General features: G+C 71.5%; 14 protein-coding genes. 2 read left to right on the forward strand and 12 right to left on the reverse strand.

The features are described 5' to 3' along the window. The first annotated feature begins 3 nt into the window (after positions 1-3). Entirely contained in the window at positions 4-756 is a 753-nt protein-coding gene (locus tag ACOKM3_RS39920) for an IclR family transcriptional regulator (protein WP_426906184.1), read from the forward strand. A 12-nt stretch (positions 757-768) separates the two neighbouring features. Here ACOKM3_RS39920 and ACOKM3_RS39925 read toward each other — a convergent pair whose 3' ends face one another. From ACOKM3_RS39925 to ACOKM3_RS39970, 10 genes are all read right to left on the reverse strand, one after another. After that, positions 769-1,470 carry an SRPBCC family protein gene (locus ACOKM3_RS39925; RefSeq protein WP_426906185.1) on the reverse strand — a complete coding sequence of 234 codons (702 nt, stop codon included), beginning with the start codon at positions 1,468-1,470 and terminating at the stop codon, positions 769-771. Further along, on the reverse strand, positions 1,461-2,012 hold the full coding sequence (locus ACOKM3_RS39930; protein ID WP_426906186.1) for a (2Fe-2S)-binding protein: 552 nt from the start codon (positions 2,010-2,012) through the stop codon (positions 1,461-1,463). The genes ACOKM3_RS39925 and ACOKM3_RS39930 overlap by 10 nt, the downstream gene beginning before the upstream one ends. Then, complete coding sequence (locus ACOKM3_RS39935; RefSeq protein ID WP_426906187.1) at positions 2,009-4,381, reverse strand: xanthine dehydrogenase family protein molybdopterin-binding subunit; 2,373 nt, start codon at positions 4,379-4,381, stop codon at positions 2,009-2,011. The genes ACOKM3_RS39930 and ACOKM3_RS39935 overlap by 4 nt, the downstream gene beginning before the upstream one ends. Continuing rightward, positions 4,378-5,226: an FAD binding domain-containing protein gene (locus ACOKM3_RS39940; protein WP_426906188.1), complete on the reverse strand. Its 849-nt coding sequence runs from the start codon at positions 5,224-5,226 to the stop codon at positions 4,378-4,380. Before ACOKM3_RS39940 ends, ACOKM3_RS39935 begins: the two co-directional genes overlap by 4 nt. After that, entirely contained in the window at positions 5,189-6,637 is a 1,449-nt protein-coding gene (locus tag ACOKM3_RS39945) for an MFS transporter (RefSeq protein WP_426906189.1), read from the reverse strand. Before ACOKM3_RS39945 ends, ACOKM3_RS39940 begins: the two co-directional genes overlap by 38 nt. A 157-nt stretch (positions 6,638-6,794) precedes the next feature. Continuing rightward, entirely contained in the window at positions 6,795-7,553 is a 759-nt protein-coding gene (locus ACOKM3_RS39950) for a maleate cis-trans isomerase family protein (RefSeq protein ID WP_426906190.1), read from the reverse strand. 79 nt (positions 7,554-7,632) lie between these two features. Beyond that, the gene (locus tag ACOKM3_RS39955; RefSeq protein WP_426906191.1) at positions 7,633-9,087 is read right to left on the reverse strand and encodes an alpha/beta fold hydrolase; all 1,455 of its coding nucleotides are present in this window, start codon (positions 9,085-9,087) and stop codon (positions 7,633-7,635) included. 4 nt (positions 9,088-9,091) lie between these two features. After that, on the reverse strand, positions 9,092-9,742 hold the full coding sequence (locus tag ACOKM3_RS39960) for an isochorismatase family protein (protein ID WP_426906192.1): 651 nt from the start codon (positions 9,740-9,742) through the stop codon (positions 9,092-9,094). Positions 9,743-9,764: 22 nt separating this feature from the next. Beyond that, the gene (locus tag ACOKM3_RS39965; RefSeq protein WP_426906193.1) at positions 9,765-11,036 is read right to left on the reverse strand and encodes an FAD-dependent monooxygenase; all 1,272 of its coding nucleotides are present in this window, start codon (positions 11,034-11,036) and stop codon (positions 9,765-9,767) included. A 40-nt stretch (positions 11,037-11,076) separates the two neighbouring features. Beyond that, positions 11,077-12,108 carry a hypothetical protein gene (locus tag ACOKM3_RS39970; RefSeq protein ID WP_426906194.1) on the reverse strand — a complete coding sequence of 344 codons (1,032 nt, stop codon included), beginning with the start codon at positions 12,106-12,108 and terminating at the stop codon, positions 11,077-11,079. Positions 12,109-12,466: 358 nt separating this feature from the next. Here ACOKM3_RS39970 and ACOKM3_RS39975 point away from each other — a divergent pair, with 358 nt between their 5' ends. After that, a complete protein-coding gene (locus tag ACOKM3_RS39975; protein WP_426906195.1) occupies positions 12,467-13,681 on the forward strand; it encodes a beta-ketoacyl-[acyl-carrier-protein] synthase family protein in 1,215 nt (404 codons plus the stop codon). 58 nt (positions 13,682-13,739) lie between these two features. On the opposite strand, the gene ACOKM3_RS39980 is transcribed toward ACOKM3_RS39975, so the two are convergent. After that, the gene (locus ACOKM3_RS39980) at positions 13,740-14,504 is read right to left on the reverse strand and encodes a class I SAM-dependent methyltransferase (RefSeq protein ID WP_426906196.1); all 765 of its coding nucleotides are present in this window, start codon (positions 14,502-14,504) and stop codon (positions 13,740-13,742) included. Positions 14,505-14,531: 27 nt separating this feature from the next. Then, the gene (locus ACOKM3_RS39985; protein ID WP_426906197.1) at positions 14,532-15,149 is read right to left on the reverse strand and encodes a DUF1707 SHOCT-like domain-containing protein; all 618 of its coding nucleotides are present in this window, start codon (positions 15,147-15,149) and stop codon (positions 14,532-14,534) included. Between the last annotated feature and the right edge of the window lie 23 nt (positions 15,150-15,172).

Genomic DNA, 15,172 nt, shown 5'->3' on the forward strand with positions numbered 1-15,172 from the left:
ACCATGAGCGATGACATGCTCGGCCGCGGGCTCAGGCTGCTGACCACGCTCTCCCGCCACCCCGAGGGCCTCGGCGTCAGCGCCGCCGCGCGCGCCGCGCAGCTGCCGGTGAGCAGCGCCCACCGGCTGCTCGCCCGGATGACCGAAGAGGGCTTCGTCGTCCACGACTCCAGCGCACGCACCTACGCCCTGGGGCTGCGCGCCCTGGAGCTGGCGCACGGCTTCCACCGGACGCCGGCCGGGTTCAACCATCTCCTCGGCCCCATGCGGCAGTTGGCCGAGCGCACGGGCCTCGTCGTCATCGCGGGCATCCTCGACGGCGACCAGGTCCTCCTCGTTCGCTCCGTGCAGGGAAGCCAGCACCTGCAACTGCGCAGCGACGAGGGCACCCGCAACCCCTGGCACGCCACCTCGCTGGGCAAGGCCCTCGTCGCCGCCCGGCCCGAGGCCGACCAGGAGCGCCTGCTGGCCGGTCCGCTGCCGCGCAGCGCACCCAACACGCTGAGCGATCCGGACGAGCTGCGCGCCGAACTGGCCCGCGTCCGGAAACTCGGGTGGGCGGAGGCCGAGGAGGAGAACGAGCGCGGGGTCCGCTCCATCGCCGTGTGCGTCCCCGCCGCCGACCCGGACAGCGGGCCGCCGCAGCTCGCCCTCTCCCTCGGCGCCACCGTCGTCCTCACGGGCCGCGAGGAACTCCACGACATGGTGCCGCTGCTCCAGACCGCGGCGCGGGAGGCGGCGGCGTACGGCAGGTGACCGCGGTGTGGGTCACCCTTGCCGGCGCAGGTCCTTCAGGCGCAGGTCCTTCAGGCGCAGGTCCTTCAGCTGGGCCGACTGAGCCCGCAGCTTGCCGAACAGCCACCCTTGGACGAGACCGACGGCGAGACCCGCGGCGACCGGGCCGTACTTGGCCAGGAGCGGCCCGGCGACGAGCGACAGGCCGTCGAGCTCGGCGGGCGTGGTGGGGCTGGTGGCGGTGGTGGCGGTCGCGGTTTCGGACCGGGCCGCCGAGGCAGGGGCGGGCCCCTGGTCGAGCAGCAGATTCCCGAGGTTCTGCGCGAACTGTTGCAGGATCCGGTCCGAGACCGTGGCGATCGCGCCCTTGCCGAACTGGGCCAGCTTGCCGCGGATCAGCAGATCCGTACTGAGCTCAAGACGCGCTCCTTCCGGGGCCTCGCCGATGTCCAGGACCACCTCGGCCTCGGCGTCACCGTTGCCGTGCGTGTCGGCGCCGGTGGCGTGCACGCGCAGCCGGCGCTTCTCCGGGTCGACCTCCAGGAAGCGCACCGTGCCCGCGTACGCGGCGCTGATCGGGCCCACCTTGACCTTGACCGCGCCCTGCCAGGCATCGCCGTCCCGGCCATCGAGGGCCGCGCCCGGCATGCAGGACGCCACCTTCTCCACGTCGCTGACGAGCGCGAACACCGCGTCCGGAGCGGCGCCTACGACGACGGTGTTGCTCAGCTGCATGCTGTCTTCTCCTCGATCGCGGTACAGGTCTGGGCGCAGCCGGCGCGGCGGGCCGTGGCGCAGGAGTCGATCGCCTCGACGATGGTCTGGTAGCCGGTGCACCGGCACAGGTTGGAGGCCACGACCTCCCGGATCTCTTCCTTGGTGGCCTCCGGACGCTCGGCGAGGAAGCCGTCAGCGAGCATCAGGAAACCGGGTGTGCAGAAGCCGCACTGGAGGCCGTGATGTTCGGTGAACGACCGTTGCAGGTCGTTGAGTTCACCGGTCGCCGGGTCCGCGAGGGACTCGACCGTACGGATCCGGGCGCCCTCGGCCTGCGCGGCGAACATCAGGCAGGCCCGCGCGGGCCGGTCGTCGACGAGGACCGTGCAGGCCCCGCAGATGCCGTGCTCGCAGCCGACATGGGTGCCGGTCAGACGCAGATCGTGGCGGAGTACGTCGACGAGGGTGCGGCGCGGCTCCGTGATCACCTCGTGCTCCTCGCCGTTGACGTCCAGGGTGAGCAGCAGCAGATTGTCGGAGCTGGTCATGGGGCTGGTCATGTGGTGGGCTCCAGGTTCAGGGCGCGGTGCACCGTCTCCGGGGTGATCGGAGTGTGGTCGAGTTCGACAGCCGTGGGCCGCAGCGCGTCGTTGACGGCGTTGAGGACCGCGGCGGGCGCGCCGATGGTGCCGCCCTCGCCCGCGCCCTTGGCGCCGGTCTCGTTGAACGCGCACGGCGTTTCGAGGTGGTGGATGAGCACGTCGGGGATCTCGTGGGCGGTCGGCACCTTGTAGTCCATGAAGCTGGTCGCCGACGGCTCGCCCTGCGCGTCGTACGTCACCTGCTCGAAGAGCGCGCCCGCGATGCCCTGGGCGATGCCACCACGGCACTGCCCCTCCACGACCTGCGGGTTGATGGCGACGCCGCAGTCCTCGACGCACACATAGCGCAGGATCTCCACCTGCCCGGTGCCCTGGTGGAGTTCGACGACGACGGCGTGGGTGGCGTTGGAGAAGGTGCCGTCGTTGAACACGTCGAAGGTGGCGGTGGCGCTCAGCCCCGGCTCGATGTCACGGGGCAGCAGGTGGGCGCGGAGATACGCGATGTCGGCCAGCTCCTCGTACGTGAGGTACGCGGAGGCGCTGCCGCCCTTGCGTCGCACGCCGCCGCGCGTCAGCTCCACCCCGCCGGGCTCGGTCTCCCAGAGCGCGGCCGCGATCCGGCACAGCTTCTCGCCGAGCTTGGCGGCGGCGATCCGCACCGCGCTGCCGCCGATGGTGACGGAGCGGCTGGCGAAGGTGCCGTAGCCGTACGTGACGCGGTCGGTATCGCCCTGATGCAGCTTCACCTTGCCCAGTTCCAGGCCCAGTTCGTCGGCGACGATCTGCGCGAACGTCGTCTCGTGGCTCTGCCCGTGGCTCATCGTGCCGCTGGTGACGGTGACCGCTCCACTGGTGTCCATCCGCACCTCGGAGATGTCGAAGCCGGGGACGACCTGCATCTTGCGCTGGGCGAAGGCGGTGGACCCGTATCCGGTGCGCTCGCTGAAGCAGGAGTAGCCGATGCCGAGGTACCGGCCCTCGGCGGCCGCGGCCGCTCGCTTCTCGTACCAGCCCTCGTCCTTGACGAGCCGCTCGCACAGGTCGAGCGACTCCAGGTAGGAGCCCGGGTCGTACGTGATGTTGTTGACGCCCGTGTACGGGAACTCGGTGATGAGGTTGCGGCGGCGGATCTCGACCGCGTCGAGGCCCAACTCCCGTGCGGCGCGCTCGAAGAGACGCTCCATCACCATCACGTACTGCGGGCGGCTCACTCCGCGGTACGGGGCGGTGGGCGCCTTGTTGGTGGTGACCGCACGGCCGCGCACCCGGTAGGCGGGCACCTTGTAGACGCCGGGCATCTCCGCCGAGGCCATCAGCGGCTCGATGCCCGCGGTGAACGGGTAGCAGGAGTACGCACCCATGTCGCACACCACGTCCGCGTCGAGCCCGAGGATGTGTCCGTCCGCGTCGAAGGCGGCCTGGACGTCGTAGTGCTGCTCGCGGGCGAGGAACGAAGCGGACAGCGCGTCCTTGCGGTCCTCGATCCACTTCACGGGCCGGCGCAGGCGCAGCGCGGCGGCGGCCGTGGCGATCTCCTCGCGGCCCACGACGCACTTCTGGCCGAAGCCGCCGCCCATGTCGGGCACCACGACCCGCACCGCCCGCTCGTCCAGGCGCAGACAGCGGGAGGCCACCGTCCGTACCTGGTGCGGTACTTGGGTGCAGGTGTCGAGGACGAGCTGTTCCTCCCGGTCGTCCCAGTGGGCGACGGCCCCGCGCGTCTCCAGCGGGAGTGCGTTCTGCCGGCCGGTGCGTGACTCGACCCGTACGACACATGAAGCCGTGTCGAAGACCTCGTCGATGCCGTCCGTGGCGAACAGGGAGACGTCCACCAGGGTGTTGCGCGCGGCCTCCTCGTGGACGAGCGGGGCGCCGGGCGCCAGGGCCTCGGCCTCGGAGGTCACCGGGGGCAGGGTCGTGTAGCGGACCTTGGCCGCCTCCAGGCCGTCCTCGGCGGCGTACGCGTCGCGCGCCACCACGATCGCGACGGGTTCACCGACGTAGCGCACCCGGTCGCGGGCGAGCACCGGCATCGCCGTGGGCACGAACTCCGAACGGGGGCGGCCGAGTTCGGCGGTGATGTCGGTGAGGCCCAGGTCCTCGGCGGTGAAGGCCGCGACCACGCCCGGCACCTCACGTACCGCAGTCAGGTCGACGGAGGCGATCTCGCCGTGCGCGACCGTGCTGCGCACGAACTGGGCGTGCAGCATGCCGGGCAGCGCGATGTCGTCGACGAACCGGCCGCGTCCGGAGAGGAGCCGCGGGTCCTCACGCCGCGCCACCGGCCTTCCGGTCAACCGCCCGTCGGAGTCTGCTGGTTCGGTCATCGGCTCATCGCCTCCTCACAGGCACGCAGGACCAGCGTGCGGACAAGCTGCTTGCGGTAGTGCGCGCTGCCCGAGGCGTCCGTCGGGGGCTCGACGGCCTCGGCCGCGGCCTCCGCGCAGCCGGCGAAGGTGCCGCAGGCCGCGAGCACCGCCTCCGCCTCCGGCACCCGGACCACCGAGGCCGCGACCCCGCCGAGCGCCACCCGGCCGCCGCGCACCGATCCGTCCGTGACATCGAGGTCCACGGCGGCGGACACCAGCGCGAAGTCGCCCTGGCGCTCGGCGAACTCGGTGAGCGCGGCGTGCGGCGCCGGGCGCGGGAAGACGACCTCGACCAGCAGCTCGTCGGGATCGAGCACGCTGGTGTAGTAGCCGAGGAAGAAGTCCCCTGCCGCGATCCGGCGCTCCCCGCGTGGCCCGCGCGCCACGAACTCCGCTCGGAGCGCGAGCGCGAGCAGACACCACTCGGCGGTGGCGTCGGCGTGCGCGATGCTCCCACCGATCGTCCCGCGCGTCCGGATGGGAAGATGCCCGATCCACCGCATGGCCTCGCGCAGCACCGCGAACCCGCGGCCGAGCACACCCTCCGGGTCGCTCTCCACCGTGTGATGGGTGGTGAGCGCCCCGATGTGCAGCGCTCCGGATGCGTCCCGGTGCATTCCGTCGAGTTCGCGCAGGCCGCCGATGTCGACCAGGTGGCCGGGCCGTGCGAGCCGGAAGTTCATCATGGCGACCAGGCTCTGGCCGCCGGCGATGACCTTCGCGTCATCGCCGAGTTCGGCCAGGAGCCGGGTGGCGCCGTCGACGTCACGAGCCCTGTGGTAGCCGAAGGGCGCTGGTTTCATGGTTCTCCTGGTCTTCCTGGGCTGCCTGGTTGTCCTGTCGCGGGGTGAGCGGACCGCCGCCGTCGTGGTCCGTGTCGTCCAGCTCCCGGCCCTTGGTCTCCGGCGCCGCCACGGCCATCCAGCCGACGGCGAGGAGCACGGCCGCGCCGAGCACCGCGAACGTCAACGGAAGGCCCAGCAGCGGCCACAGCACCGAGCCGAAGAACAGCGGGGCGAAACCGGTGAGCGCCCGGCTGACCGAGGACGCCCAGCCGAAGCCACTGGCCCGCAGCTCGGTCGGGTACAGCTCGGAGACGTACGCGTACAGGGCGGGGATGGCGAGTTGGGCGAGGAACCCGAACACGCCGATGGTGATGACCGAGCCGGTCGGCATGTCCCGCACGATCGCGAAGATCACGAGGGCGAGCGAGGCGACCGGGGCCGAGACACCGATCAGCCACTTGCGGCCGACGAGGTCGACCAGGGCCGTCGAGGCGAGGACACCGACGATACCGACACCGCTCATCAGCGTGGTGCTCATGAACGCGGCCGTGTCACCCTGCCCCTCCTCCTTCAGGATCGACGGCATCCAGCTCAGCGCCGCATAGTAGACCAGCATGATGGTGGCGAACAGCAGCCAGGCCACCGAGGTGATGCGCGGGCTGAACGACCAGATGTTGCGCAGCTGTTGGGCGGCCGCGGCCACCCCGCGCGGGCCCTCGTCCGGTACCGGCTCGGGGATGACGTACGGCTCGACGGGCGCGCCCGTGCGGGCCACCAGCTCGTCGATGACGGCCCGTGCCTCGGCCTCGCGGCCCTTCTTCGTCAAGTAGATGGGTGACTCGGGGATGCCGCGGCGCGCCCAGAACAGCAGCAGCGCGGGCAGCACCATCGTGGCGAGCATCCACCGCCAGTTGCCGTCGAGGGACAGCATGCTCGTGGACACGAGCCCGCACAGGGTCACCCCGACCGGCCACCAGGCGTCGAGCGCGGTGAGGATCCGGCCCCGGTACTTGCGCGGTGAGAACTCGCCCACCAGCGCGTAGTCGACCGGGATACAGCCGCCGAGCCCGACTCCCGCGAGGAACCGCAGCAGCAGGAAGACCCAGTACGTCGGCGAGAGCGCGCCGAGCACCGAGAACAGGGCGAAGATCAGCAGGGTGACACTGAACGCCTTCTTGCGGCCGATCCGGTCCGCGACCGCGCCCCAGGCGATGGCGCCGACGGCCATGCCCACCAGGTTGGCGGTGGCGACGAGCCCTCGGGCACCGAGGGACAGGTCGAAGTGCTGGCCCAGGAGCGGCATGAGGAAGCCGTTCAGGGCGATGTCGTACGCGTCGAAGAGGTAGCCGAGACCTCCGATGATGAAGATCTTGCCCTGGACGTGCCATCTCCAGGGGAGATCCTGAACGATCTGATCGCCTGTTCTCACGTGCGCTCCACAGGGTCGTGTCGGGGGACGAACTGCGACGGGAGGTGCCTGAGGTACGGGGCGGTGCGGGTGACACTGTCAGTGCGCGAACGGATGTAATCCGAGCACGTACGAATTTGCTTGGCAAGGGTTCGCGCACGGAGTTAACGCGGTGGTTTCACGGCGCGGTCGGGCCGGCCAGCAGGCGGCCCGCGTTCGGCGCCACCGGCGGCAGGCCCAGCTCGGACAGGATCCGGAACGCCGTGGCGGTGGCCGCCGACAGGACCGGGAGCCCCAGCTCGTCCTCGACCGGTTGGATCGCCGGCAGGGACGGCATCTGCACGCACGCGGAGAGCACCAGCGCCTCCGCGTCGCCGAGCTTCAGGCGCTTGTGGTGCTCGCGCAGGTCCTGCGGGTCGAGCCGGGCGACGGCCAGGTTGTCCGGCACCTCCAGACTCAGCGCGTCCACCACCTCGACGCCCGCGTCCTCGATGTAGTCGGCGACCTTCTGGGTCAGCGGCTTCATATAGGGCGTGACGATGGCGACCTTCTTCGCGCCGAGCGCGGCGATGCCGTCGAGCAGCGCGCCGGCGCTGGAGACCACGGGGACCAGCGCCTCCTGGGCGCGCAGCACGTCCTTGATCTCGTCCTCGGCCGTGCAGTGGTGTCCTGGACCCTGCGCCATGATGGCGACGAGGCAGGCCGTCGCCACGACGTCGGGCCGGGCGTCGGCCAGCTCCAGGACGGCGCGCTCCGTCTGCGCGTTCATCGCCCGCAGCTCTTCGGGGGTGACGTGCTTCATGCGCATCCGGCTGCTGTGGAAGACGAAGCGGTCCTCCGGGGAGACGGCCTCGCGCGCCCGCATCAGGCGGGGGAGTTCGGTCTCCATCGTGAGGTTCGAGCTGGGGACGATCATCCCTATGTGGCGATCCGTCATGATTCGCTCCAAGTTTTGAGGCATGCCTGATGAGGGCGGGGGCCTGCATGTCCTCATCGGGCGGGGTCGGTGACGGAGGTCAGTGCTCCTGGCCGAGCCGCTCCCAGTGGTCGGCGAGCACCGCCAGGTGCCGCAGCACGTCGGCGCGCTGCTCCGCCGGGATCGGCCGCAGCAGCTCCTCGTCGAGCTTGCGGGCCCGCAGGTTCGCGTCGTGCACGGTGGCGCGGCCCTCCTCGGTGAGGTTGAGGAGCTTGCGCCGCGCGTCGGCGGGGGAGGGGGTACGCGACAGCAGGCCCCGGTTCTCCAGGCGCCGCGCGACATCGGCCATCGTCGAGGTGTCGAGCGCGGCGAGGGCGGCGATGGAGCGCTGGTCGCAGCCGGGGTTCTCGCCGACGATCTGAAGGACGGCGAACTGCGGCCCGGTCAGCGTCGCGTCGACGTCGTGCAGCCACGCGGCGAGGTACGCCTGGTACAGCCGGCGGGCCAGGAAGCCCGGCGCGTGGGTGAGTTCGTCCGGCGCGGCGACATCGTCGGCCTGGCTGGGGGTGGAGGGCGAGGTCATGGCACCGCTGTCGTGTGAGTCGTCTGCAGGGATCGAGGCGTCCCCCGGCTCCGGTGAGAGGGTCTGCCGCAGCGCGGTGCGCAGCAGGTCCAGGGCCGTAGCCGGGTTGTCCCAGAAGACCATATGTCCCGCCGCGGGGATGCGAACCATGCGCGCCGCCGGGTTCGCGGCGGCGGCCTCCGCGGCGCCCTCGGCGGTGACGACCGGGCTGTCGGCGCCGTACAGCAGCGTCGTGGGGCCCGGCACCTGGGGCCACCAGGCGAAGAAGTCCTCGCTCTCGAAACCCTGGTGGGCGCGCTCGATCGCCTCCAGGCCGCAACTGGCGAGCCAGCGGGCCCGCAGCTCCAGCTCCCGGCGCGGCCAGGTCGGCCAGAACCCGCCGACCTCGTCGGCATCCGTGCCGCGCCGGGCCTGCGACAGCTGGCGCGTGAACGCGGCGAGCGTGGTCGGGTAGGGTCCCCGGCTCGGGCCGCTCATCGGCGGGTCCACCAACACCGTTCCACCGAGCGGGACATGGCCCCGCACCGCGGTGGCCGCGGCGATCCGGGCACCCATGGAGTGGCCGAAGAGCACGGGATCAGCCAGCTCCAGCTGCTCGATCACGGCTTCCGTGTCGGCGGCGAGGGCGTCGAGGGAGTGGTCCTCCGCGTCGTCGCTGAGGCCGCGGCCGCGGATGTCGAGGACCAACGGCCGTGCCAGGTCCGTCAGTTCACGGGCGACGAAGTCCATGGTGATCGCCGGGCTGGTGATGCCGGGCAGGATCAGCAGGGGGACGCCGTCGCCGCCGTAGTCCAGCACGTGCAGCCGTACGTCCCCGCTGCGGGCCCAGCGGCTGACGGCCGGGATGTCGGCGAGGTCCGCGAGGCCGGGCTGCGTCAGGTAACGCTCCGGCCGTCGGGCCTCGCGGTCCTGAGCGGCACCCTGTCCGGCATCCCGCGCGGCATCTTGTGCGGCTCCGGAAGACGCGTTCATGATCTCAAACCCCCTTCGTCGTCAGGTACTTCACCATGTCCTCGTGGCCCACGACATCCCCGTACTTGGCCTGGATGTCGAAGAGCGCCGCCTCGTGCGGCCCCGCGGCCCGGTCGCCGCAGGCCTCGGCGGGCACGAGGACAGGCCAGCCGTACTGCACCGCGTCCACCGCCGTGGCCCGCACACAGCCGCTCGTCGTGGCGCCGCAGACGACCGCCGTGTCGCAGCCGAGGCCGGTCAGCAGGGAGGCGAGCGCGGTGCCGAAGAACGCCGACGCGCCCTTCTTCACGATGAACTGGTCCCCCTCCTCGTACGGCAGCCGGGGGTCGAGGGCGACGGCCTCGCCGCCCTCGCGCAGCGCCCGCATGCCGGGCGCCTTGGCGAGCCAGGTGACCGCGTCGCCCTCGGCCTCGGCGGCCGTGTAGGAGATGACCGTCCACACCACGGGTACGCCGCCGGCGCGGGCCGCGCGCACCAGCTCCGCCGTGGCCTCGACGGGGCCGGTCAGATCGCTGCCGGTGGCGAAGCCCGGCTCGGTGAAGCCGCGCGTCAGGTCGACCACGATCAGGGCGGGACGCCGGCCGCGGGCGACGGCGGCGCCGAAACCTGCGCGTTCGTAGACGCGGTCGGTGGCGGGGTCGTACGGGGTGGGCACGAGGCCTCCGAAGGTAGTCGGCTCAGTGGTGGTGGCGGTAGGCGAAGGACTCGTCGTCCGAGGTGTCCAGCGGGGTGCCGCGCCAGAGCCACTCGTAGGACACGTCGGACTCGCCGTCGTAGCGCTCGCCGAGCTTGGCGTCGCGGGCCTGCTGCTCCGGGCCGTCCGGGTAGCGGTAGAAGACCTGGTTGCGCAGCGAGGCCTGCTGCACCATCCCGGCGTGCCGGGCACGGCGGTTGACGTACCGCTGGAGTGCGTCTGCGATCCCCTCGCGGGTCACCGCGCCCAACTCCTCGGCGAGCACGGCGCCGTCCTCCATGGCCTGCGAGGCGCCCTGCGCCTGGTAGGGGAGCATCGCGTGGCAGGCGTCGCCGAGGAGGGCCACGCGGCCGTCGATCCAGTTCGGGTCGCGGCGGCGGTGGTACAGCGGGAAGCAGGTGATGTCGCCCTTGGCCTTGGCGAGCATGGCCGGGGCGCGGTCGTCCCACTCCGCGTACGCGTCGACGAGCATCTCGGTGGTGCCGGAGAAGGTCTGCTTCTCGCCGTACTCGTCCTTCCACGGGACGCAGCCGACGATGTTGAGCCACTCGCCGCCGCGGATCAGATAGTGCACGAGATGGCGCCCGGGCCCGTACCAGATGGTGCTCTGGTAGCGGTCGAAGAGGAAGCGGGTGGCCGGGTCGGCGTGCAGCAGCTCGCCGGGTATCAGCGTGCGGAACGCCATGTCGCCGGAGAAGACCAGCGTGTCCTCCGCGCCGATGAGGTCGCGGACGCGGGAGTGGATGCCGTCGGCGCCGACCAGCACGTCGGCCTCGTGCCGGGTGCCGTCGTCGGTGACCGCGACGGGACGGTCCGGGGACGTACGGTCGAGTTCCACGACGCGCGCCCCGGTGACGATCTCGACGACCGGCCCCGGGCCCAGCGGGTCGGTGCACGCGTCGAGAATGGTGCGGTGCAGATCGGCGCGGTGGTAGTGCCAGTAGGGGGCGTTGAACTCCTCCTGGACACGGCGGCCGAGCGGGGTGAGCCCGATGATGCTGCCGTCCTGCCAGCGGCGGCGCACCTGGTCCTGCGGCTCGGTGCGGATGGCCTCCAGCTGCTTGCGCAGGCCGAGCCGCATCAGGACCCGGCTGGCGTTCGGCGCGGTCTGGATGCCGGCGCCCACCTCACCGAGTTCGGCGGCCTGTTCGAGGACAGTGACGCGCAGTCCCTTGTGGCGCAGGGCCAGGGCGGCGGTGAGGCCGCCGAGACCGCCGCCGACGACGGTGACTTCGTAGGACTGGCTGAGAGGCAAGACTCCTCCAGGGATGCTGCGTTGGGGTGGGGGACCGGGCTCAGCCTTCGACGAGGTGTCCGCCGGTGACGACGTCGGTGCCGTCCAGGCTGACCGTGCAGCCGCGCATCGCGATGTCGAGGTGGGCGTAGGAGTCGCGCTGGAGGTGCGGGTGCGGGCCCGTGGACCACAGGAAGTTGCCGGCGAAGGCGCGGGCGTCCATGCCCATCAACTCGTCCTTGCCGTACATCGCGGTGGCGAACCAGTCGGCGGACTTCATCAGGCCCCAGCCCATGTGGGAGAGGCTGCGGGCCCATTTGTCGTGCGAGTCCTCGAAGAAGGTGTTCAGCAGCTTGGCCTCGGCCCCGCCGGTGACCTCCTGGATGTGTCCGCCCGCGACATGGAGCGTGACGGGACGCTGCACGTACTCCTTGAACGGCAGCAGGATGTCGCCCTCGGCGAGCACGATCCGCCCGTCGGAGATCTCCGGCCAGCACAGCACCATGGTGCTCGGCCAGTGGTCCCAGCGGCCCGGGTCGTCGGCGAAGCCGGTCTGGAACTCCGGGTGGGAATCGGCCAGTTGGACCGTCAGATCGGTGCCGGCCTCGGAGGTCACGCGCATGACGGAGGAGGTACGGACCCGGTCCACGCCCTCCTGGACGCGCACCTTGTCCTGTTCGCTGGGCAGGTTGCGGATGAGGACGTCGGGTGCGTCGCAGACGAAGATGATGCGGGTGCCGGTCTTGAGGATGTCCTGTTGCAGCGGGGCGTGGATGAAGCCCTCGCGGGTCAGGTCCACGACCAGGTCGGCCGCCTTCAACAGCTCTTGCGCGGCAGTGTCGTTGAGGACGGATACGAGGCCGGGGCCCGCGCCCGTGTGGGTGCTGGGGAGCGGGGCCGGGCTGCCGCCGGGGACGGTGGCGGACACGACGTGGGCGCCGAGGCTCTTGGCGGCCCCGAACGCGGCGGCGACGTAGTCACCGCGGCTGCCGGGTTCGGAGAGCACGACGACGTGCTCTCCCTCGCTGACCTTGCACAGCTGCAGTTCACGGGTGAAGGCGTCGAGGACGTCGACGGACGAGAAGTCGAACATCGGGTGTTCCTCCGGGAGACGAGCGCGGACGTACTGGGCACGTGCGGATGGTGCGGAGGGTGCGAGGACATGCGGGATCACCGCGGCGGACGCCGTACGGGGGCGCCACCGGGGGTTCTGCCGAACCCGCCTGCCGAGATAATCCGAGCACGTACGATCTGGGAAATCAAGGGGTCGCGTGATGGGGGCGGGTGTGCGGGACGGTGCGAGCGGGCGGAGAGGTACTTGTCAGGACTCGACAATGTCTCGCGGCGGAATCGGTCGACTCCTCGCCTGATGGGGCAGCTGATGACTGGCAGGATCGCAGGGAGGCCAGATCGACAGCTATGTAGCATCTGAACAATGCAAGGAGGCTCGGGTGGCTCGGAACGGTCATGTGCAGGTGACGGGCGTCGGCGCGATGACGCCGCTCGGATCCGATGCGCCGACGACGTGGGCGGCGCTGCTGGACGGCACCTCCGGGGTGCGGCTCCTGGAGGAGGAGTGGGCCGCGGAGCTGCCCGTGGGTGTCGCGGCCGGGCTCACGGTGGACCCGGCCTCGCTGCTGCCGCGGCCCGAGGCCCGGAAGCTGGACCGCGGTGAGCAGATGGCCCTCCTCAGCGCGCGCGAGGCATGGCAGGACGCCGGAGCCCCGCAGGTCGCGCCGGAGCGGCTCGCCGTCGTCATCGGCACCGGGACCGGTGGTGTGCTCACCACGCTCGGGCAGGACGACGTCTTCGAAGCCTCCGGGATCCGCCGGCTCTCACCCTTCACCGTCCCCATGCTGATGGCGAACGGGCCCGCGGCCTGGGTGAGCATGGACCTGGGTGCCAAGGGCGGCGCCAGGACCCCGGTGAGCGCGTGCGCGTCCGGGGCGGAGGCCCTCGCCATGGGGCAGGACCTGATCCGCGCCGGGCGCGCGGACGTGGTGGTCGCCGGTGGTGTGGAGGCGTGCCTGCACCCGTTCACCCTCGCGGCGTTCGCGCAGATGAAGGCTCTGTCGACGCGGTCCGACGCCCCGGAGGCGGTGTCCCGCCCCTTCGACGTCGAGCGGTCCGGGTTCGTCATGGGCGAGGGTGCGGGGATGATGGTGCTCGAAAGCCCCGAGTTCGCGCGGGCCCGTGGCGCACGCGTCCACGGCACGCTGGCCGGCAGCGCCGTGAGTTCGAGCGCCGACCACATCACGGCGTCCGACGCGGACGGCCAGTCCTTCGCCATGGAACTGGCGCTGCGCGACGCCGACGTGACTCCGGCGGACATCGGGGTCGTGCACGCCCATGCCACGTCCACGGAGTCCGGTGACGTGGCGGAGGCCGAGGCGATCGGCCGCGTGATCGGCGGGCACGCGGCTGTCACGGCGACCAAGTCGATGACCGGTCACATGCTGGGGGCGTCCGGCACGGTGGGCGCCATGGCCGCGATGTTCGCGCTCAGGGACGGGGAGTTGCCCGCCACGCGCAACCTCGACAAACTCGACCCGCGCGTGGACCTCGACGTGGTTCAGGGTGAGCGGCGCTCCGGGCAGTGGTCGGCGGCGCTGGCCAACTCGTTCGGGTTCGGCGGGCACAACGTCAGCCTGGTCTTCACCGGTTGACATCCGCCTGGTCTTTACCGGCTGACGTCAGCACGGTCTGCACGCGCCGAGGAAGGCCCTACGCACCGGCGCGGGCCACGAACAGCGGCTGGAAGAAGCCGGTTTCCTCCGGCGCTCGCCATGCGCCGTCGACGAATCCGGCCTCCGCCGCGAGCCCGGCGAGCCGCTCCTGACCGAGCGCCCAGTAGGAGGTCCGGCGCACCCGGACATGCCAGCCGTCTGCCGCGTCCGGGAGGAGCTGGAAGTGCTCCAAGTCGTAGCGCTCGCCGTCCTCTTGCCAGTGCCAGAGCTGAAAGGTGACCGTCCGCCCCTCATCGGACCCGTGGACCTGCGGAGGCATCGACGCGGGGCGCTCGCGCAGCAGGTCCTCATACGGACGCGTGCTGGCCAGCAGCAGTCCGCCGGGGCGCAGCACGCGGCGCATCTCGGTCAGGGCGGTGCGCACGTCCTGCGCGGTGAGCAGGTGCGGCAGCGCGTTGTCGGCGCACACGACGACGTCGAACCGGCCGTCGGTGAAGGGGAGTTGCCGCATGTCGGCGGCGGCCGTGTGCAGCGGAAGACCACGGTTCGCTGCCTCACGGGCGGCGCGGGCCGTGGCGCGGGGGCTGAGGTCGGTCCCGGTGACGCGGTGCCCGCGCAGGGCCAGGCCGATGGCCTGCGTGCCGATGCCGCAGGAACAGTCGAGCACCGCGGCGCCCTCCCGGCCGATCACGGCGTCCAGCGCCGCGCCCTGCCGCCGGGCGCTCGTCTCCCAGTCCGGGTAGATCAGGTGGTAGTCGTCGGCCAGTTCGTCGTAGAAGCGCGCCACGGTGGGTTCGGACATGGCTGGAGGGTACCGGCGGCGTGCGCGTCACCCCTTGTTTCGGAGCCAGTTCCCGAACATGCGGCGCGGGGGACCGATCACCACGCTGCCGTGGGTCTTGTGGCCGACGAGCTCGATGCGCAGGGTGACCGGCACGTCGGGATCGCCGGTCCTGTGCCGCTGTTTGACCTTGCAGTGCGCCAGTTGCAGGGCATCGGTGTCGACCACGATGCCCGGCTTCGTGACCAGCGTCAGCCGCTTCCCGATCATCGACGAGTCGATCACCAACGTGTCGTGGGTGAGCACGGCCTCGGTGAAGTCGAGCGTCACCGCGCAGAAGGTCACCGCGAGTTCGAGCCTGCGCGGCACCACCCAGCGCCCCCGGCGTTCGATGGCGCCGCTGTGCGCCTGCTCGATCCGGACGACGTCCTTGGCCTCGGCCGCGGGCCGCAGGTCGGCGGTGAGCGGCGCCAGTTCAGCCAACGTCCGTGCCGACAGGGCGACTTCGAGCCGCTCGTCCAACTCCTCCACCGTCAACAGGCCGTCCCCCGCCGCGACGCGCAGTACATCCACGACCCGGTCGCGGTCGGCGTGCGAGGCCCGCAGTTCGGGCGACGACGGGCCGGCACCGGAGTCGCCCTCGGCGCGCGAGATCTCTCCCGACATGTTTCCCTCCCGGCGGCGGCCGT

It is taken from the genome of Streptomyces nidicola (assembly GCF_050106155.1).
Taxonomy (GTDB): Bacteria; Actinomycetota; Actinomycetes; order Streptomycetales; family Streptomycetaceae; genus Streptomyces.

Coding starts and splice junctions, on each gene's coding strand:
- ACOKM3_RS39920 (WP_426906184.1), top strand. CDS start 4: ATGAGCGATGACATGCTCGGCCGCGGGCTCAGGCTGCTGACCACGCTC.
- ACOKM3_RS39925 (WP_426906185.1), bottom strand. CDS start 1,470: ATGCAGCTGAGCAACACCGTCGTCGTAGGCGCCGCTCCGGACGCGGTG.
- ACOKM3_RS39930 (WP_426906186.1), bottom strand. CDS start 2,012: ATGACCAGCCCCATGACCAGCTCCGACAATCTGCTGCTGCTCACCCTG.
- ACOKM3_RS39935 (WP_426906187.1), bottom strand. CDS start 4,381: ATGACCGAACCAGCAGACTCCGACGGGCGGTTGACCGGAAGGCCGGTG.
- ACOKM3_RS39940 (WP_426906188.1), bottom strand. CDS start 5,226: ATGAAACCAGCGCCCTTCGGCTACCACAGGGCTCGTGACGTCGACGGC.
- ACOKM3_RS39950 (WP_426906190.1), bottom strand. CDS start 7,553: ATGACGGATCGCCACATAGGGATGATCGTCCCCAGCTCGAACCTCACG.
- ACOKM3_RS39955 (WP_426906191.1), bottom strand. CDS start 9,087: ATGAACGCGTCTTCCGGAGCCGCACAAGATGCCGCGCGGGATGCCGGA.
- ACOKM3_RS39970 (WP_426906194.1), bottom strand. CDS start 12,108: ATGTTCGACTTCTCGTCCGTCGACGTCCTCGACGCCTTCACCCGTGAA.
- ACOKM3_RS39980 (WP_426906196.1), bottom strand. CDS start 14,504: ATGTCCGAACCCACCGTGGCGCGCTTCTACGACGAACTGGCCGACGAC.
- ACOKM3_RS39985 (WP_426906197.1), bottom strand. CDS start 15,149: ATGTCGGGAGAGATCTCGCGCGCCGAGGGCGACTCCGGTGCCGGCCCG.